Below are 17321 nucleotides of genomic sequence, written 5' to 3'. Positions count from 1 at the left end.
CAGGGCGTTCCCTACCAATCCCCCTTGGGGATCTGCTTGATTGGAAACCTGCTGGATGAGGCGCCGGTAACGCGATGTAGACCGCGCCCCGGAACCCCGCGACTAAAACGCCGTTGGCGTTGTCGACAGCGACTCCAGCCACGCCACCGTGGCCGCCAGCTCAGAAGGTCGGATCTCGTGCGCGCTGGGGAACTCGTGGTACGTCACCGTCACCGGCAGCGGCGCCATGTGGTGCGCAATGGCCTGCGCGTGGGCCAGGGGGATCACGTTGTCGTGCGTGCCGTGGCTCAGCCACAGCCGTTTGCCTCGCAGCGCGTCGGCGGGCGCACTCAAAGGCACCACCTGCTGCAGCAGCCGGCTGTGCCACACCAGCGCGGCCTGCATCAGCGCGGGCCGGGTCAGCAGCAGCGACAGCGCCATGATGCCGCCCTGGCTGAAGCCGCCCACCACCACGCGCTCGGGCGGAATGCCCAGTTGCTCGGCGGCAGACTCGACCGCCTGGGCTACCAGGGCTCGGCTTTGCGCTTCCTGCTCTTCGTTGATGGTGCGCTCGCCACCGGGCTCGATGGAAAAATCAAACCACGCGTGCGCGCCCGGCCCCATGCGAAACGGTGCGCGCAGGCTGAGCACGTGGAACCGATCCGGGATCTGCGGCGCCAGGCTGAACAGGTCCTGCTCGTTGCTGCCCACGCCGTGCATCAGCACCAGCAGCCAGGGGCGGGGGGTGGTGGAAGCAGCGGGTCGCTGCAAAAATGTGAGCGGTAGATTGAGCATAGACAAGCGCCAGCGGCATTTTTAGCTAAAAAACTTACTTAAACCGCCCGTCCTGCGACAGGCTCCAGGGCAAAAGCATCCATCGACAGCATGCTGTACATCACCTCGCGGCTCAAGTAGTTTGCGTGCAGATCGTCGCCCGCCGCGCCCAGCGCGAAGAAGATGGGCAAGAAATGGTCTTCGGTCGGGTGGGCGCGGCTGGCATGGGGGGCCTGGGTACGGTAGTTGAGCAGCGCGGCCATGTCGCCACGGGCCAGCGCATCCTCGATCCAGCGGCTGAATTCCAGCACGTAGGGCGCGGGCGCACGCTCGCCGCCAAAGAATTCGGCCAGGTTGTGCGTCATGCTGCCGGACCCCACCACCAGCACGCCCTGGCTGCGCAGGCTGCGTAGCGCGGCACCCAGTGCATACACATCGGCCGGGCCAGCGCCCACGGGCAGAGCCACCTGCACCACGGGCACATCGGCCTGCGGGAACAAATGCATCAGCGGCACCCAGGCGCCATGGTCAAAGGGGCGCGCGGCATCGCCCTTTGCGGCCACACCGGCGGCCTGCAGCAAGCCCAGCACCTCTTGCGCCAGCGCAGGCGAGCCTGAGGCGGGATATTGCAGCTGGTACAGCGCGGGCGGGAAACCGCCAAAGTCGTGCCACGTGGCGGGCTGCGGGCCGGTCATGACCTGGGCAGAACGCGCCATCCAGTGCGGCGACATGATGACCACACCCCGCAGGCCAGGATACTGCGCCTTGAGGCTTTCACCCCACTGCGTGAGCGCGGGGCCGGTGGTGCCAGCATCGATGGCAAACAGCGGCGCGCCGTGCGATACGAACAAGGCGGGAACCACAGCGGGCGCAGTGAGAGGGGCTTGGGCAAAGGCAGTCATGGCAATTCCATCCGTGAATGCAATGAATGTAGGACTGATAGCACCTGATACCAAGCCCTGCTGGCCGGACAGATTGTTCTACAAGTGATACCAATGCGCCATGGACGATGGCCGTGGAGATACCCACCACACAGGGAGCCCCGGTTCAAGACCCGTCGCGCACCCTGCCCCGCAGTGCCTTGGTCTCGCTGCGCTGGGTCTTGCCCTCCAGCCGCCGCTGTTTCGACCCGTAGGTGGGTTTGGTGGCGCGCCGCACCCGGGGCGGCACAGCCACAGTGTTGACCAGCGCGTTCAGCCGCGCGAGCGCATCGGTGCGGTTTTGCTCCTGGCTGCGGTACTGCTGGGCCTTGATGACCACCACACCCTCTTGCGTGATGCGCGTGTCGCGCAGGGCCAGCAGGCGCTCTTTCACGTCCTCGGGCAGCGACGATGCTGCCACGTCAAAGCGCAGGTGGACGGCGCTTGATACCTTGTTGACGTTCTGCCCACCCGCGCCCTGGGCGCGCATGGCGGTGATCTCCACCTCGTCCTCAGACACCTGCAGGGGCAATGGGGGATTCATTTATCTATCTACCCCCTTGCCCGCCCCGCGTCAGGCCGCAGGTTGTTGGGCCAGCAACTGCGCCAGGCCGTCAATCGCCAGGCCATAGCCCAGCACGCCAAAGCCACACATCACCGCCTTGGCGGCTGCCGCCATGTACGAATGGTGGCGAAACGCCTCGCGCGCATGCACATTGCTGATATGCAGCTCAATCAGCGTGATGCCCGTGCCCTTGGTGGCATCGTGCAACGCGATGCTGGTGTGGGTGTAGGCCCCGGCGTTGATCACCACGCCTGCCAGCTCGCCCGCTGCGTGCAGGCGGCCTGCCTCGTGAATCCAGTCCACCAGCGCGCCTTCGTGGTTGCTTTGGTGAAAGCGCAGCGCAAAACCATGGCGCTCGCACGCATCGGCGCACAGCTTTTCGACATCGGCCAGCGTGGCCGCGCCATACACAGCGGGCTCGCGCGTGCCCAGCAGGTTCAGGTTGGGGCCATTCAGGACAAAAACGGTTTTTTTCTTCACAGACATGCGGCACTCCGGGGGCGTTGCGCCTGCCACGCTGGCAGGCCAGAGTGCGCGATTATGCGGCGCCCCGCGCGCACCGTGCGCGCGCCAAAATTCCCGCGTCAAAAGAAAAGCGGCCCCGAAGGGCCGCTGTAAAAGGCAGCCTGTGCAAAGACGCTGCCTGTGAGCGACTGGCGCCCAAGAGGTTGGTTACACAACGCGGCAACCCGGTCAGGCTGCCAGCGGATCAGACCAGGGATCAACGATCCCAGCGGCCGTGGCCATACCCATGGCCATATCCGTGGTGGCGGTGGTGCCGATGGTGGCGGTAGCCGCGATCACCGTAGTACACGACCGGGGGCGGTGCGTAATACGCGGGGGGAGGCGCGTAGTACACGGGCCGAGGGGGCGCGTAATAAACGGGCGGGGGCGGTGCCACATACACCGGGGCGGGGGCGTAGTAGCCATTGCTGGCCCCCACCACCACGCCAGGCACGCCAATGCCAACCGACCAATTTACGTCGCGGGCCTGGGCTGCGCCCGTGCCGGCCAGCAATGCCAGCGCCACGCCAGCCGAAGCGGCCATGGCATAGATAGAACGGGTTTTCGTCATGGAAATCTCCTGTTTGAGCGAGGGCAGCCAGCCAAATGGACTCACCTCACCGGTACATAACGCACCAAGTAGGCAAAAGGATGGCACAAAATCGTCTTTACGTTGTGTCTGGACGTATACGCGCCTGTTTCTATGCGTAAACCATCACGAAACCGGCGCCTAAAATGGCTGTATGAGCACCCCCTCCCCCGCCAATACCGCCGCCACTGCAACTTCTGCGGCCCCTGAAACCGTCAAGCCCAGCAACTTTTTGCGCCAGATCATCGAGCATGACCTGGAAAAAGGCACCTATACCAACCGCCGCTGGGCAGGCACCCCCGGCGACGCCGCCCACCACGCCCAGGGCGAGCCCGACCCCGCCAAGATCCGCACCCGCTTCCCGCCCGAGCCCAACGGCTACCTGCACGTGGGCCATGCCAAGAGCATCTGCATCAACTTTGGCCTGGCGCGCGACTACGGCGGCATCTGCCACCTGCGCTTTGACGACACCAACCCCGAAAAAGAAGACACCGAATACGTCAACAGCATCATCGACGCGGTGAAATGGCTGGGCTTTGACTGGAACGGCGCACCCGACGCCGCTCCCTACCAGGCCAGCGACTACTTCGACTTCATGTACCGCGCCGCCGAGTACCTGATCGAAGCCGGCCATGCCTACGTGGACGAACAGACGGTGGAGCAGATCCGCATCAACCGGGGCGACTTCAGCAAGCCCGGCGTGGACAGCCCCTTCCGCAGCCGCACCCCGGCCGAAAACCTGGCCAAGTTCCGCGAAATGCGCGACGGCCAGCACGAAGATGGCTCCATGGTGCTGCGCGCCAAGATCGACATGGCCAGCCCCAACATCAACATGCGCGACCCGGCCATCTACCGCATCCGCCGCGCCACCCACCACAACACGGGCGACACCTGGTGCATCTACCCCATGTACACCTACGCGCACCCCATCGAGGACGCGCTGGAGCAGATCACCCACAGCCTGTGCACGCTGGAGTTTGAAGACCAGCGCCCCTTCTACGACTGGCTGCTGGAGCGCTTGACCGAAGGCGGCCTCCTGGCCAGCCCGCCCCCCCGCCAGTACGAATTTGCGCGCCTGAACCTCACCTACGTCATCACCAGCAAACGCAAGCTCGCCCAGCTGGTGTACGACCACAAGGTCAGCGGCTGGGACGACCCCCGCATGCCCACCATCGTGGGCCTGCGCCGCCGTGGCTACACGCCCGCCTCCATCCAGACCTTTGCCGAACGCATCGGCGTGACCAAATCCGACAGCTGGATCGACTACAGCACCCTGGAAGGCTGCCTGCGCGAAGACCTGGAGCTGAAAGCCCACCGCGGCATGGCCGTGCTCAACCCCGTCAAGCTGGTGCTGACCAACTGGGACGACGTGATGGGCGCAGGCCACCTGGAGCCCTGCAGCCTGCCCGCCCTGCCCCACCCACCCGAAGGCGTGGAAAGCCCCGTGCGCCACTTCACCATCGGCAAGGAAGTCTGGATCGAACGCGAAGACTTTGAAGAAGTGCCGCCCAAGGGCTACAAGCGCCTCTTCCCCGGCAACAAGGTGCGACTGAAAGGCGGCTACGTCATCGAATGCACCGGCTGCACCAAGGATGCGAACGGAGTCATCACCGAAGTGCTGGCCACCGTGGTGCCCGACACCAAGAGCGGCACCCCCGGCGCCGACAGCGTGAAGGTGAAAGCCGCCATCACCTGGGTGGGCGTGGCCGACGGCGTGAACGCCGAAGTGCGCATGTACGACCGCCTGTTCCTGGACGCCCACCCCGACGCGGGCGGCAAGGACTTTATTGAAAGCCTGAACCCGAACAGCCTGAAGGTGGTGACGGCCATCGTGGAGCCGTCATTGGCCAACGCCAAGCCGGACGACAAGTTCCAGTTTGAGCGGCATGGGTACTTTGTGGCGGATCGGGTGGACCATGCGGCGGGCAAGCCGGTGTTTAACTTGGCGGTGGGGTTGAAGGACTCGTGGGGGAAGTGATTACCTCCTGATTGGAAAGAAGGCCAGCAAATTTCTACATTTGCTGGCCGTTTTCTTTTGGACTGATGACAGCTTTCGATGCGAAACGACCTGTCACTGTGCAATATGGATCTGTCATTTGCTGCCGTTTAGTCAAAGTCCCCGCCTTCAGATGAGAATTTTCTGCGTCGAACACTTCGCATCTCAAGGGGTAGGACATCAGCTACCCAGTAGCTTGGTGTGAAAACACAGTCTGCGACTTTGGGCGGAATGGCGAATGATGCTGCTGTGCAAGCTGCAGCTTGAAAAGCGAGGAAAACAACATGCTGCTAACCGATATCGCCGTCGAGCACACCCTGGTGTCCAAAAAGAATGGCGTTCGTCAGACCTTCTTACTGCATCCGTTTACCGATACACAGCGAGATTCACTCGGTAAATTTGAGATCGTTCGCGACATCAGCCAGCCAGGATTCAAAGACGTTAAACGTTCAACCTTCGTGACGTTTCAACAACTGGCAGAGTTGTATGCAAAAGGTGCGCTCGAAGAATTCGGGTTTTCCGTTCGCATGTGTCCGGGTCAGGGCACGTACCCCGCCAAGAATCCAGCAAAAAAGATACTGCCAACCAGCATCAGGCCGGGCTCACCGTTCGACGTGGCTGTTCAAAAGGTGGATATTTCAAAACCGGCTACTCGCGAATTGAGAACCGCCTTGCTTCGCACCAACGTCACCCTTCAAGGGTGATGACGCTGATGGAAAGGAAAGTCCTTGTGAACTCATCCGTTGCCCATGCTGAACTCATCGCCACTTTCCAGCGGGCGCAGGCAGATGCCGCTCACAAGCTCGGATTGATCAAAGCTGCGGCGAACAAGGGGCCCAAGGCAGTCCAAGCCGCCACGGAAACGGCTGCAAAGGCCGCAAAACGCAGGGACTCGTATGCAAAAGCTGGACAACCTGGGGGTGAGCCTCAAGGATTGATGGTGGCCCAGCCTAGGGACCGGCACCGGCCAGTAGCCACCGGCTACACCTGGCCGCCAGAGACAGATAAGTGCTAGAGACCAATTGCATGATCCATGCAAACCGCCCATAGTCTCCCACGGGGTGCAGAGCGAAACCTGCGATCGGTCGGCAAAGCACCCACAACACGCGACACACCGGGCAGAGATCGAGCTACCGCGCCGCAAGCGCCACGCCATTTGCGATAGAGACACCGCCATGCTCCCTTCCTCACCCCTGCCGCTCACTTTCACCCCCACCTTCGCCCACATACCGCCCGGCCCGCTGGCAGGCCCCTTGCAGTTGCTGCCCATCAACGCCGCCGCAGTGGCAGTCCACACCGCCGATGGCGCGCATGTGGGCTCGCTCAAGCTGGTTGGCGGGGTGTGGAAGTTCAAGGCCATGGGCTACGACGCTGCGGGCCGCATGGAGCCGGGCCATGGGCCGCTGACGGAACAGCACAACATGGCATTCGCCACGCTGGATGCGGCCGAGGTGAGTGCGCGGTTGCTGGGCGCGTTGGGAAGCAATCCGTAAGAAGCACTCGCACTCATGCATCAAACCCTTTTTTGCTTTCAATTTGATAGCAGAAAAGGCAATACCATCAGGCGGAAATGGCCCATTTCGCCTCTATTTCCGCTCCACCAACGCCCGCAACGGCTGCCCGCCCGTGGAGAGCTGAAACACCAGCCCCATGGCCTGCACCTGCCAGCCTTGTTTGGCAACCGTGGGGGTGATCTGGAAACCCGCCATCACGCAATCGGTCGTGCGCACCTCGCCTGCTTCGGGGGGGCTGCCCAGCATCTGGGTGTAGGTCTGCGGCGGTTGCTGCGTCGGAGCTTGTTGCGGCTGCGCCGCCTGCCCCTCTTTCACCAGCACCAGGTACGCCCTTTCGCGCGCCATGGGGGCGGCGGGGTCGGCGCCGTCGGGGCGCAGGGTGAGGGGGAAGTCGGGCACGGGGGTGGCCGGGTCAAACACCTGCTGGGGCGTGAATTCGGCCTTGGTGGGTGCGCCGTTGCTTTGGGCCCAGTGCAGGCGCAGGTAGGGTGGGGGTTCCTGGGCGGACCACATCAGGTGCACGTCGTTGCCGTGGGTGCAGTAGCTGGGGTGAGCCACGGGGTGGGGGTGCGTGGGCCATCGGCCGCCGCCGTGGCGCTGCTCCACGCGCAGCAGGCGGTTGTCGGGGGTGCCCAGCAGTGACTGGGTGTAGATGAGCCCCACGCCGGGCAGGTGGTAGCGCTGCACGGGCTGCACGGTGTGGGCCAGCGGGGGGTTGCTGGCGGGCAGCTCCCGGCGCTGGGCCACGTCGCGTGCTGCGGTTTGCAGGGCGCTTTGCGCGAGCAGGCTGGCGTAGATGGGCACGGCGGCAATGGCCAGGCCGGTAAGGCCCAGCACCAGGCTTTCAGCGCGCGAGAGTGCGGGCCGCACCCAGCGCCCGGCCAGCACATGGCCGCCAAACCACACCACCGGCCCCAGGGTGTAGAGCGACAGCACAAACACGCCCAGCGCAGCGGGCCCGCCCACGGCGCGTGCGGGCAGCAGCACCGTCGCCACTGCCAGCAGCGCGGCCAGCACCGACACCAGGCGCACCGCCAGCCAGCTGCCCACGCGGCGGCTGGACTTGAAGTAGCGGCTCTCCAGCCACAGCAGCGCCACCACCAGGGCCAGCAGCCCGGCGGCCATGCGCCACCAGGCCTGCTGCTCGGCGGCGGGCATGCGGGCGAAGGTATCCAGCATCTGGGGCCAGTCCATGGGCGTTGTTTCCTTTTAGAGCGACTAACAAAACTCTTCTGGCGTCGTTGCCGCGTCTTGTTGTATTGCGCGTACTGCCTGCGACGCAGCGTCTAGCCAGAACCGCTTCGCTGAGCTTTGTTAGCCGCTCTAAATGCGGGGGGTAGGTGGGCTTGAGCTTTGGCGCCTCAGCGCCATTTGCTTCTATTTTTATAGCTATCAGTGCTTATCCTTCAAGCGGTAGAGGCCAATTTGACTCAAAAAAAAAACGACACAGGTTTACTGCACCCCACACACAAACTCCACCGCCGCGCACACCGCCGCCACCTGCGCCGCGATGCACTGCTCGGGCGTGGCGCGGGGGCTGTCGGGGTAGACCTCGGTGGTGGTGGTGTAGCGCGCACCCGTGACGCTCGCGCACAGGCCCCAGGCCTTGAATTCGTAGCGGATCACGCCGGGGGCCACCACCGGCGAGCCGATGATTTCGTTCTTGTCGTCCGCAGGCGCAATGTGCGTAACGCGGCCCACGGCCTCGATGATGGCCTGCTGGAAGGCGGGCTGCGGGTTCTCGGTGTCGTCCACCAGGTAGAAGCCGTCGGGGATGCTGCCGGGCTCGAACACCTTGCCGTCGCGCGCGGCCACGGCGGGGCGGTATTCGGATTCGTCGGTGTCGGTGGTTTCATGCAGATCGATGTGGGCAGTGAACTGACCATATTGGCCTTGGTGCTGCGCCACCAGCCGCATGAGGGCGAGGGATTCCTGCGCGGAGGAGCCTTCTTTGAACGAGCGGTTGGGGTCGATGGCGTCAAAGTTCCAGCGCTGAAACCGCTCATACGCCCAGGGGCTGACGCAGGGCACCACGAGCAGGTTGGCACGGCCCGCAAAGCGTTCGGCCTGGGTATCCACAAAACGCAGTGCGCCGTGCACGCCGCTGGTTTCGTAGCCGTGCACGCCGCCGGTGATAAGCACGCTGGGCAGGCCGGGTTGCCAGTTGCGGCTGCGAATGGCGCGCAGCGGAAAGCGCTCGGCCGGGAGCTGGTCGTTGGCATACACCACGTCGCCATACAGCTCCACATCAAACCGGCCCCGCAGTGCCTCCACGGCATTGAGCACGTCGTCGGCGTAGCTGCGCTGGCGCACCTGGCGCGCGCGCCACTGGTCGCGCTCTGCGGCGCCCCAGGGCTGGCCGGGCGTGCCGATGGGATAGGTGTGGGTTTCTGGCATGGGTGCGTGGGTGTTGGATGGATTGCCCAGGCAGAACCTGGGGCGGTGCAGGGCATTCATAGAATACCGCGATGCCCTTCCCCCTGATCCGGCCCCTGCGGCTGGCTACCTCGTCCTTGGTTCTGCTGCTCTGCGCCCTGGTGGCCCACGCACAGAATGCCCCTCCACCCGCCGCCCCCCCGGCAACTCGCCCTGCGGGCAGTTACCCGGCAGACGGCACCACACCGCCACCGGGGGCCGCTGCAGCCTCTGTACCCACCGGGGCGGATGCCGCCCTGCTGTCGCGCGATGCGCGGCGCATTTATGAGCTGTCGCGCGACAAGCTGGTGCAGATCCGCACGCTGCTGCGCAATGCCAACACGCAGGCGTCGATTGGCTCGGGGTTTTTTGTATCGGCCGATGGGCTGATCGTGACGAACTTCCACGTGGCCAGCCAGCTGGCGCTGGAGCCCGAGCGCTACCGGGGTGTGTACGTGACGATGGAGGGGCAGGAGGGCGAGGTGGAGCTGCTGGCGTTTGACGTGCAGCGCGACCTGGCCGTGCTGCGCGCCAAGGGCCGCACGGCCGCTGCGCCGGTGCTGGGCTTTCGGCCCGCCGACGAGGCGCTGGCACAGGGCGAGCGCATCTACTCGCTGGGCAACCCGCTGGACATCGGCTTTGCCGTGACCGAGGGCACCTACAACGGGCTGGTCAAGCGCAGCTTTTACCCGCGCATCTTTTTTGGCGGCACGCTCAACCCCGGCATGAGCGGCGGCCCGGCGGTGGACGATGCGGGCCGGGTGCTGGGCGTCAACGTGGCCAAGCGGCTCGACGGCGAGCAGGTAAGCTTTCTGATCCCGGCCGAGTTTGCGCAGGCGCTGGTGCAGCGTGCGGCCAACGCCCAGCCCATCACCCAGGCCGCACATGCCGAGATGACGCGGCAACTGATGGAGCACCAGCAGCTTCTGACAGACCGGTTCCTGAAAGCACCGTTTCGCGAGCAGCGCCACGGAAACTACCGCGTGCCCGTCCCCGACGACGCGCTGGCGCGGTGCTGGGGATCGGGGCGCGACCCGGCGTTTCCGGGCCTGAACCTGGAGCGCACGCAATGCCGGGCCGACAGCGATGTGGTGGCGGGTGAATTCAACACAGGCGCAGTGCGCCTGAGTTATGAGGCCTACAACGCCCCCACCCTGGGCGCTGCACGGTTCGCCCGGATGTTTTCCCAGAGCTTTGCCAACGAACAGCTGCAGCGGCGCGGCAACCGCCACCAGACGGCCGCAGAGTGCAGCGAGCGCTTTGTGGACCCCGGTAGCCTGCCGCTGCGCGCGGTGGTCTGCCTGTCGGCCTATCGCAAGCTGCCCGGTCTGTACAACATGACGGTTCTGGCCGCGTCCATCAACCAGCCTACGCAAGGCGTGCTGGGCCGCCTGGACGTGCAAGGCATTGCTTTTGACAACGGCATGAAGCTGGCCAGCCACTACCTCAAGGCCTTCCGCTGGGAGGCCGCACCATGAGCACGATGCCGACCACCCTGGGGCTTATCGAAGCCTTTGACCGCCACGGCGCATTGCTGGCGCGCGCACCCATCACGCGCTGGCCCATCACAGTAGGCCGGGCGCTGGACTGCGACCTCGTGCTGGACGACCCTTTTGTAGCGCCCCGGCACCTGCGCATCGACCGCGCGGTGAATGAGCCACGCACCGTGCAGATCGAGGTGCTGGAGACGCGCAACGGCGCACGCCTGCAGCGCAAGCAGCATGCCCAGGGCGAGCGCTTTGACTGGCCCGACGCCACGCCTATCGACCTGGGCCACACCCACATCACGCTGCGCCTGGCCGATGCGCCGATTGCCGACGAGCAGCCGCTGCCGCAGTTTCCGTGGCGCACGGTGGGCACCACGGCGGTGCTGGTGGCGCTGGTGCTGCTGGCGGGGCTGGGGGAGTCGTGGCTGGATGCGCGCGACACTTCGCAATACCTGAAGGCTGTGCCGGGCGTGTTGCTCACGCTGCTGGTGGTGCTGGGCGCCTGGTCGGGCGTGTGGGCAGCGGCCAACAAGGTGTTTGCGGGCCACCTGCAGTTCTGGCGCCACGTGCGCATAGCCTGCGCTGCGGCCCTGGGGGTGGATGTGGTGCATCTGGTGGCCCACCTGACCGCATTCGTTTTCTCGCTGGAGGTTTTTTCGCAGTTCGCCAGTGTGTTGATCGTGCTGGTGCTGGCTGGTGCGCTGTATGCGCACCTGGCGACCGTGCTGCCGCGCCGCCGCGTGGGCCTGGCGTGGATGGTGGCTGCAGTAGTGGCCCTGGGCGTGCCGTCGTGGCTGGGTGCGCAGTGGCTCAACAACATGCGCTTGTCGCAAACGCTCTACATGAGCAGCCTGTTCCCGCCCAGCCTGCGCGTGGCCCCGGCCGTGCCAGTAGAGCAGTTTCTGCAAGAAACCGAGTCGCTGCGCAGCAAGCTGGACCGCCGCCTGAGCGATGACGGCCAGGCGGACGATGACGAGTAAAAAGTAGCACCGCGCAGAACGCTACACCGCAGCCCTACTACCCGCGTCTATCCCATCCACCCATGCGCCGCCGCAAGCTCCACCACCACGTCTACGTGGTCGAACTCTCCAAGGACGTGCTGCTGGAGCCGCGCTTTCGCCGGTGCAACCCGGGCTACATCGATGGCAAGCCCTGCGTGTATGTGGGCATGACCGGGCTGGACCCGGATGTGCGCTTTGACAAGCACAAGGCGGGCATCCAGGCCAACCGGTTTGTGACGCAATACGGCCTGCGCCTGCTGCCCGATCTGTACGAAGGCTTCAACCCCATGAGCTACGAGGATGCAGTGGACCGGGAGATCGAGATTGGCATCGACCTGCGGTCGGCGGGGTTTGGGGTGTGGCAGGCGTGATGCGTGCTAGGGAGTCTGGGTTCATTCCGACCCGAAGAAACCCAAAAAGGAATGATCCACCCCAATATGGGTATGGCAGCGCACTCCACCAATCCCTCAACCCGGGCAAGTTGGTGGCTCCATCGAACACCTCCCTTGTGAAGCTGCACCGCGGCCGCAGCGGCTTGATGCAATCAACCGCCAAAATACTCATCTATTCATAGCTACTAGCGCTTACTCATAAAGCGCTAGAGACCAATTTCATTCATATTTTCATTGACAACCATGAACTTCGCAGACCGCTTGAAGCAACTCCCCTCCGCCAGCCACCTCACCGCCCTGCACCTGCTGGGCCCGGATGGGCAAGTGCTGGCCACCATCGAGAACAAGCCCGGACAGACCGGGTCGCTGGTGGTGTATGCCGCGTTGGCTGCCTTGTACGGTAGCAGCATCACGCCTGCGGCCGCCACCCTGGGGCTGGAGTGGTATGCCGAGCATGTAGCCGATGCGCGCACCTTCCCCGGCAAGCACCCCAACATTGACCGGCTGCTGGCCTGGGCGCAGGGCAGCGAGAGCTTTGGGGTGCGGACGGTTGTGGCCTGAAAGGCTGAGGCTTTGCCAAAAAGTTGGCCGTTACAACAGCAGCGTGTCGAAAACGCGCAGGTCCGTTCGTCGTTGGGGTGTGAACACGTTGAATAACCGATATGGTTTGGCGGTTCACGCTTTCATCCACCACAGATCTGCATCCCAAGGAGACCCGAGCATGACGACCAACACCAACACCGGTACCGTCACCCTGCACCGCGTGCTGCGCGCCCCGGCAGAGCGCATCTACCGCGCCTTTCTGGACCCAGACGCCATGTGCAAATGGCTGCCGCCCCACGGGTTTACCGGCCGGGTGCTGAGCATGGACGCACGCGTGGGCGGCAGTTACCGCATGCAGTTCACCAACTTCAGCAGTGGCGGCACGCATGCGTTTGGCGGCGAGTATGTAGAGCTGGTGCCGGGCGAGCGCATCGTGCACACCGACCGGTTTGACGACCCCAACCTGCCGGGCGAGATGCGCACCACGATCCAGCTGAAAAAGGTGATCGCGGGGACCGAGGTGTCCATCGTGCAGGCGGGCATCCCGGCGGTGATCCCCACGGAGATGTGCTACGTGGGCTGGCAGGAGTCGCTGCAGCTGCTGGCGCTGCTGGTGGAGCCAGAGATTCCGGGCGAATAATCCAGACGCCCAAAGCCTCAGGCCCTGATCACTTCAGCCACTTGTCTGCCGCCTGCTTGATGGTGCCCCGGCTGTCCACCAGGCCCCACACAAAGCCCATCACACGCACATAGTCAGCGTCGTCGGTGGGCAACATGAAGCCCAGGTAGTTCTTGGGCGTGAGCGGCGCATCCACAAACGAGGCGTGCAGGCGGGGGTCGGCCTTGGCGTAGTGCAGGGCTTCGTAGGTTTCGGTGATCATTACGTCGCCCTTGCCTTCGGCGATCAGCGCAGGGATCTCGGCGTTCTTGTCGTGCGTGCTGACCTGGGCGGCCTTGAGGTTGGCCAGCACATAGGTTTCGTTGGTGCCGCCGGGGTTCTTGATGACGCGCACGGTGGGCTGGTTCATGGCGTCCACGCTGGTGTATTTGGCCTTGTCGGCCGCGCGCACCAGGGCCACTTTGCCAAAGGGAGCGTAGCCGGGCAGCATGTCAAAGATGCGCATGCGGTTGACGTTGCGGGTGATGCCGCCCACCGCCACGTCAAACTTGTCGCCCTGCAGGTCCTTCACCAGGTTGGGCCAGGTGGTGGGCACGTATTCGATCTTCACGCCCAGTTCTTTGGCCATGGTCTCGATCACGTCGATGTCGTGCCCGCTGTAGCCCGCGTCGGTCTTGATGGCAAACGGGCGGTAGTCGCCGGGCGTGCCCACGCGGATGACCTTGGCCTCCATGATCTTGTCGAGCCGGGGGCCGGCTTGCGCGGTCTGGCTGAAGGCGAGGGTGGCGGCCACGGCGGCTGCGGCCACGACGAGGATTTTTTGGGTGATCATTTCGAGGTTCTCCGGTGGGTGAGGGACAGTTTGGTGAAGGGGGTGCCTGGCACGGGAATCGCCACCAACAATACAGCAGGCCTGGGTGCATCCCGCAGCGTTATGCACGGGGTGGTCGTTGGTGGTTTCTGCGCGAGCATTTGCGGGGGGTCATGAGCACCTGCGGGCTTCGACACCAGCAGGCTCCAAGCAACGCAAGTGGCGTGCCATGCAGCCCGCCCCGTATCGGTGCCAGGCTGCGCAGGTACAAGGCCTCTTCAAATGCTCTATTTTTTATAGCACATTGCGCTGGTGCAATAAGCGCTAAACGCCCATTCTTCTCAAAGTGGGTTACCCTGCCCGGTTAGCAACAAGGAATCGCCATGAAAAAACTCAACGTCACCATCCAACTCGAAATGACCGTGCCCGACGACTGGGAGCTGGTCGACACCTCGGAGGGCACGCCTGTCATCAAGCTGCCCGACGGCAAGTTCATGGACATTGCCATCGAACCCCTGTTTGCGGCAGACCCTGAAGACCTGTGGGCCAGCACCGAAGATGAAGATGTGCTGGACGACATCCTCGACATGGTGGACAGTGAGGCAGTGACGTATGAGTTTGTGACGCACTGATGGACGAGGGTCCCGAGTTTGAAACTCGGGACATTGGGGGCAAATGCCTGCTTGGGTTGGAAAATCCAGGCGGCGTCTTCGCCCCCGCATCAGACGCAGAAAACTACACTATTGATAGCGTCTGGCGCTTTACCCAAAAGCGCTAGCACCTGATTTCATTCAAACTCCATCACAACTGCGACCGCAGCAAGGCCGTCAATTTCTCGTGAGCCTTCTCGCGCAGCGGCCGGTCCAACCAAGCCTGGTAGGTCACGCGGCGTGACCGCTCGATATCGTCTTCAAAAACCTGGGTCTGGCGCTGCGCAAACGCCGCGTCGTACACGTTCAGGTTGGCCTCATCGTTCAGGCGGAACGAGCGGTTGTCAAAATTGGTGGAGCCCACCGACACCAGCAGCTGGTCCACGATCATGACCTTGCAGTGGTACATGGTGGGCGTGTATTCATAAATCTCGGCACCGGCCTGCAGCAGCGGGCCCCAGGTGGCGCGGGATGCAGCCTTCACCGTTTCGGTGTCGGTGTGTTCACCGGGGGTCACCAGGCGCAGGCGCACGCCGCGCGCCAAGGCGTCCATCAGCAACTTGTGGGTCAGCTCATCGGGCACGAAGTACGCCACCGACAGGTCGATGCTGCGCTCGGCCGCGGTGATGGCCAGGTGGTACATGAGCTGCATGCTCTCGCTGCCACTCGATGGCGAGCTGGAGAACATCTGCGCCTTTTGCGTGCCCACGGGAGGGTCTTGTGCGATGGCCGGAAAGTACGCCTCGCCATGCAGCACCTTGCCGGTGACCTTGAGCCAGTTGTCCAAAAACGTGGCCTGCATCTGCGCCACCACGGGGCCACGCACCAGGTAGTGCGAGTCGCGCCAGTGCTCCGGGTCTTGCGCTTGGCCCGTCCACTCAGGCGCAATGCCCACGCCACCGGTAAAGCCCACCTGTCCGTCCACCACCAGCAGCTTGCGGTGGGTGCGGTTGTTCAGGCGGGCCAGGTTGTACCAGTGGGGTTTGTGGAATTTTTCGATCTGCACCCCGGCCGCTTTCATCTCGGCCAGGTAGCTCTCTTCCATCTTGGCGCTGCCTACCCAGTCGAGCAGCACATGCACGGACACACCCGCGCGGGCGCGCTCGCTCAGGGCGTCGGCAAACTGCTTGCCGATGTCGCCCGACCAGTAGATGTAGGTTTCGAAGGTGACGCTTTTTTGCGCGGATTTGATCGCGGCCAGCATGGGCGGAAAGATCTGGTCGCCGTTGAGCAGCTCGGTCACCGCATTGCCGCCCACAATGCCCGGGCCCAGCAGACTGCCCAGGGCACGTTCGAACTGCGGGTGGGCGGTGTTGTACAGGCGCGGCAGCTGTTGCTGCACCTTTTTCTCGCCCGCCGTGAAGTTGAGTGCCAACAAGACAAGGGCCCCCGTGGCCAGGGCCGTGAGCAAGACAGTGAACATGGTGAAGCGGCGGGGGGCGGCAGGTGGCATGGCGCGATGGTAGGTGGCGGCCTGGGGGTGGCGATGTAGGCGGACGCCGCCAACGCTGGGCGGCACAATTGCGGGGTGCTCGCCGTGCACGCGCGGCTGCAGCACGCTTGCCATCCCCCCGCGCTTTTTTCTTACCGTTGCCCTGTCGTGTCTGAACCTGCCCGCCCTGCCCTCATCCGCCCAGCCATCCCCATCAAACGCCGTAGCGCCTTGATCGGCACGGCGGGCCTTCTCGCCCAGCCCGCCCTGGTGGAGCTGCTGCACGCCAAGCCCTTGCCACCCGCGCCCACGGTGTGGCCCCAGGCGCTGCAGGTGCCCGGGGGTGTGGCGCGGCTGTCGCTGGGCCCGGCGGCCACACGGCCGGTGGCGCAGGTGCGCCAGGGCGATGTGGATGTGCCGCTGCGGGTGGTGGGCGATGCCATTGAGTGGACAGCCATCGTGGGCATACCGCTGGCCGCAGCACCCGGCGATGCGTTTATCACCGTGCTGGCCGAAGGCGGCGGCAGCCCGCGCCTGGTGCACTACGCCGTAGCCTCCAAGCAATACAAGGAGCAGCACCTCAAGGTATCGCCGCGCACGGTAGACCTTTCACCCGAGGACCAGGCCCGCTACGAGCGCGAGCGCGACCACCAGGCGCGGGTGATGGCGACCTTCACCGAGCAGCCCGCCGGTGTGGCCCTGCCATCGCTGCGCATGCGGGTGCCGGTGCGTGGGCGGCGGTCCAGCTCGTTCGGGCTGCGGCGCGTGTTCAACGGCCAGCCGCGCAATCCGCACAGCGGCATGGACATTGCCGCCGCCACGGGCACGCCCATCGTGGCACCGTTGTCAGGCCGGGTGATTGACGTGGGCGACTACTTCTTCAATGGCGGCACGGTGTGGTTGGACCACGGCCAGGGCCTGCTGACGATGTACTGCCACCTGAGCAGCATGGATGTGCGCGTGGGCGATGTGCTGCAGGCGGGCGACGCGTTCTGCAAGGTGGGCGCCACCGGCCGCGTGACCGGGCCGCACCTGCACTGGGGCGTGATGCTGAACAGAACCATGGTGGACCCTGCGCTGTTTGTGGCTGTGTAGTTTCGGTATCCACCGTCGCTGCGGGCCAACAGCGC

General features: G+C 64.4%; 19 protein-coding genes. 10 read left to right on the top strand and 9 right to left on the bottom strand.

Annotated features, from left to right (window positions below):
- Positions 1–102: 102 nt before the first annotated feature.
- From ACSQ22_RS18320 to ACSQ22_RS18300, 5 genes are all read right to left on the bottom strand, one after another.
- On the bottom strand, positions 103–774 hold the full coding sequence (locus ACSQ22_RS18320; RefSeq protein ID WP_055393569.1) for an alpha/beta hydrolase: 672 nt from the start codon (positions 772–774) through the stop codon (positions 103–105).
- A gap of 38 nt (positions 775–812) precedes the next feature.
- Positions 813–1655 (bottom strand): DODA-type extradiol aromatic ring-opening family dioxygenase, encoded by an 843-nt coding sequence (locus ACSQ22_RS18315; protein WP_228894421.1) that lies wholly within the window; start codon positions 1653–1655, stop codon positions 813–815.
- A 145-nt stretch (positions 1656–1800) separates the two neighbouring features.
- Positions 1801–2217 carry an alternative ribosome rescue aminoacyl-tRNA hydrolase ArfB gene (gene arfB, locus ACSQ22_RS18310; RefSeq protein WP_228894420.1) on the bottom strand — a complete coding sequence of 139 codons (417 nt, stop codon included), beginning with the start codon at positions 2215–2217 and terminating at the stop codon, positions 1801–1803.
- Positions 2218–2247: 30 nt separating this feature from the next.
- Complete coding sequence (aroQ, locus tag ACSQ22_RS18305; RefSeq protein ID WP_010460374.1) at positions 2248–2724, bottom strand: type II 3-dehydroquinate dehydratase; 477 nt, start codon at positions 2722–2724, stop codon at positions 2248–2250.
- A gap of 235 nt (positions 2725–2959) precedes the next feature.
- A complete protein-coding gene (locus ACSQ22_RS18300; protein ID WP_055393575.1) occupies positions 2960–3313 on the bottom strand; it encodes a hypothetical protein in 354 nt (117 codons plus the stop codon).
- 172 nt (positions 3314–3485) lie between these two features.
- On the opposite strand from ACSQ22_RS18300, the gene ACSQ22_RS18295 reads away from it, so the two are divergent.
- From ACSQ22_RS18295 to ACSQ22_RS18285, 3 genes are all read left to right on the top strand, one after another.
- A complete protein-coding gene (locus tag ACSQ22_RS18295; RefSeq protein WP_436131144.1) occupies positions 3486–5309 on the top strand; it encodes a glutamine--tRNA ligase/YqeY domain fusion protein in 1824 nt (607 codons plus the stop codon).
- Between the two features lie 302 nt (positions 5310–5611).
- Positions 5612–6031: a hypothetical protein gene (locus ACSQ22_RS18290; protein ID WP_436131143.1), complete on the top strand. Its 420-nt coding sequence runs from the start codon at positions 5612–5614 to the stop codon at positions 6029–6031.
- 471 nt (positions 6032–6502) lie between these two features.
- Entirely contained in the window at positions 6503–6820 is a 318-nt protein-coding gene (locus tag ACSQ22_RS18285; RefSeq protein ID WP_228894418.1) for a hypothetical protein, read from the top strand.
- A gap of 93 nt (positions 6821–6913) precedes the next feature.
- On the opposite strand, the gene ACSQ22_RS18280 is transcribed toward ACSQ22_RS18285, so the two are convergent.
- Together ACSQ22_RS18280 and ACSQ22_RS18275 are read right to left on the bottom strand one after the other, a co-directional pair.
- Complete coding sequence (locus ACSQ22_RS18280) at positions 6914–8035, bottom strand: hypothetical protein (protein WP_228894417.1); 1122 nt, start codon at positions 8033–8035, stop codon at positions 6914–6916.
- A 258-nt stretch (positions 8036–8293) separates the two neighbouring features.
- Positions 8294–9238, bottom strand: coding sequence for a M14 family metallopeptidase (locus ACSQ22_RS18275; protein WP_436131142.1), 945 nt, complete (start codon positions 9236–9238; stop codon positions 8294–8296).
- Between the two features lie 71 nt (positions 9239–9309).
- Between ACSQ22_RS18275 and ACSQ22_RS18270 the strand changes: the two genes are divergently transcribed.
- The 5 genes from ACSQ22_RS18270 to ACSQ22_RS18250 all read left to right on the top strand — a co-directional run bounded on the left by ACSQ22_RS18270 (position 9310) and on the right by ACSQ22_RS18250 (position 13319).
- Complete coding sequence (locus ACSQ22_RS18270) at positions 9310–10734, top strand: S1 family peptidase (protein ID WP_436131141.1); 1425 nt, start codon at positions 9310–9312, stop codon at positions 10732–10734.
- Positions 10731–11723, top strand: a complete 993-nt coding sequence (locus ACSQ22_RS18265; protein WP_436131140.1) for an FHA domain-containing protein — start codon at positions 10731–10733, stop codon at positions 11721–11723. Before ACSQ22_RS18270 ends, ACSQ22_RS18265 begins: the two co-directional genes overlap by 4 nt.
- Before the next feature lie 62 nt (positions 11724–11785).
- Entirely contained in the window at positions 11786–12115 is a 330-nt protein-coding gene (locus ACSQ22_RS18260) for a hypothetical protein (protein WP_436131139.1), read from the top strand.
- Positions 12116–12379: 264 nt separating this feature from the next.
- Positions 12380–12697, top strand: coding sequence for a DUF2322 family protein (locus tag ACSQ22_RS18255; protein ID WP_218299268.1), 318 nt, complete (start codon positions 12380–12382; stop codon positions 12695–12697).
- A gap of 160 nt (positions 12698–12857) precedes the next feature.
- A complete protein-coding gene (locus tag ACSQ22_RS18250; RefSeq protein WP_055398924.1) occupies positions 12858–13319 on the top strand; it encodes an SRPBCC family protein in 462 nt (153 codons plus the stop codon).
- A 28-nt stretch (positions 13320–13347) separates the two neighbouring features.
- On the opposite strand, the gene ACSQ22_RS18245 is transcribed toward ACSQ22_RS18250, so the two are convergent.
- Complete coding sequence (locus ACSQ22_RS18245) at positions 13348–14130, bottom strand: transporter substrate-binding domain-containing protein (RefSeq protein ID WP_436131138.1); 783 nt, start codon at positions 14128–14130, stop codon at positions 13348–13350.
- A gap of 362 nt (positions 14131–14492) precedes the next feature.
- On the opposite strand from ACSQ22_RS18245, the gene ACSQ22_RS18240 reads away from it, so the two are divergent.
- The gene (locus tag ACSQ22_RS18240) at positions 14493–14741 is read left to right on the top strand and encodes a hypothetical protein (RefSeq protein WP_121419513.1); all 249 of its coding nucleotides are present in this window, start codon (positions 14493–14495) and stop codon (positions 14739–14741) included.
- A 169-nt stretch (positions 14742–14910) separates the two neighbouring features.
- Here the strand turns inward: ACSQ22_RS18240 and ACSQ22_RS18235 are convergent, their stop codons facing one another.
- A complete protein-coding gene (locus ACSQ22_RS18235; RefSeq protein WP_436131205.1) occupies positions 14911–16182 on the bottom strand; it encodes a phospholipase D-like domain-containing protein in 1272 nt (423 codons plus the stop codon).
- Between the two features lie 177 nt (positions 16183–16359).
- On the opposite strand from ACSQ22_RS18235, the gene ACSQ22_RS18230 reads away from it, so the two are divergent.
- Positions 16360–17286, top strand: a complete 927-nt coding sequence (locus ACSQ22_RS18230; protein WP_436131137.1) for a peptidoglycan DD-metalloendopeptidase family protein — start codon at positions 16360–16362, stop codon at positions 17284–17286.
- Positions 17287–17321: the final 35 nt, after the last annotated feature.

It is taken from the genome of Acidovorax sp. LjRoot38 (assembly GCF_964252975.1).
Lineage (GTDB): Bacteria > Pseudomonadota > Gammaproteobacteria > Burkholderiales > Burkholderiaceae_C > Acidovorax > Acidovorax facilis.
The sequence above is the reverse complement of the archived record's forward strand: the minus strand, read 5'-3'. Positions and strand labels throughout refer to the sequence as shown.

Coding starts and splice junctions, on each gene's coding strand:
- ACSQ22_RS18315 (WP_228894421.1), bottom strand. CDS start 1,655: ATGACTGCCTTTGCCCAAGCCCCTCTCACTGCGCCCGCTGTGGTTCCC.
- ACSQ22_RS18280 (WP_228894417.1), bottom strand. CDS start 8,035: ATGGACTGGCCCCAGATGCTGGATACCTTCGCCCGCATGCCCGCCGCC.
- ACSQ22_RS18275 (WP_436131142.1), bottom strand. CDS start 9,238: ATGCCAGAAACCCACACCTATCCCATCGGCACGCCCGGCCAGCCCTGG.
- ACSQ22_RS18320 (WP_055393569.1), bottom strand. CDS start 774: ATGCTCAATCTACCGCTCACATTTTTGCAGCGACCCGCTGCTTCCACC.
- ACSQ22_RS18240 (WP_121419513.1), top strand. CDS start 14,493: ATGAAAAAACTCAACGTCACCATCCAACTCGAAATGACCGTGCCCGAC.
- ACSQ22_RS18235 (WP_436131205.1), bottom strand. CDS start 16,182: ATGTTCACTGTCTTGCTCACGGCCCTGGCCACGGGGGCCCTTGTCTTG.
- ACSQ22_RS18250 (WP_055398924.1), top strand. CDS start 12,858: ATGACGACCAACACCAACACCGGTACCGTCACCCTGCACCGCGTGCTG.
- ACSQ22_RS18255 (WP_218299268.1), top strand. CDS start 12,380: ATGAACTTCGCAGACCGCTTGAAGCAACTCCCCTCCGCCAGCCACCTC.
- ACSQ22_RS18260 (WP_436131139.1), top strand. CDS start 11,786: ATGCGCCGCCGCAAGCTCCACCACCACGTCTACGTGGTCGAACTCTCC.
- aroQ (WP_010460374.1), bottom strand. CDS start 2,724: ATGTCTGTGAAGAAAAAAACCGTTTTTGTCCTGAATGGCCCCAACCTG.
- ACSQ22_RS18270 (WP_436131141.1), top strand. CDS start 9,310: ATGCCCTTCCCCCTGATCCGGCCCCTGCGGCTGGCTACCTCGTCCTTG.
- arfB (WP_228894420.1), bottom strand. CDS start 2,217: ATGAATCCCCCATTGCCCCTGCAGGTGTCTGAGGACGAGGTGGAGATC.
- ACSQ22_RS18265 (WP_436131140.1), top strand. CDS start 10,731: ATGAGCACGATGCCGACCACCCTGGGGCTTATCGAAGCCTTTGACCGC.
- ACSQ22_RS18285 (WP_228894418.1), top strand. CDS start 6,503: ATGCTCCCTTCCTCACCCCTGCCGCTCACTTTCACCCCCACCTTCGCC.
- ACSQ22_RS18290 (WP_436131143.1), top strand. CDS start 5,612: ATGCTGCTAACCGATATCGCCGTCGAGCACACCCTGGTGTCCAAAAAG.
- ACSQ22_RS18295 (WP_436131144.1), top strand. CDS start 3,486: ATGAGCACCCCCTCCCCCGCCAATACCGCCGCCACTGCAACTTCTGCG.
- ACSQ22_RS18245 (WP_436131138.1), bottom strand. CDS start 14,130: ATGATCACCCAAAAAATCCTCGTCGTGGCCGCAGCCGCCGTGGCCGCC.
- ACSQ22_RS18300 (WP_055393575.1), bottom strand. CDS start 3,313: ATGACGAAAACCCGTTCTATCTATGCCATGGCCGCTTCGGCTGGCGTG.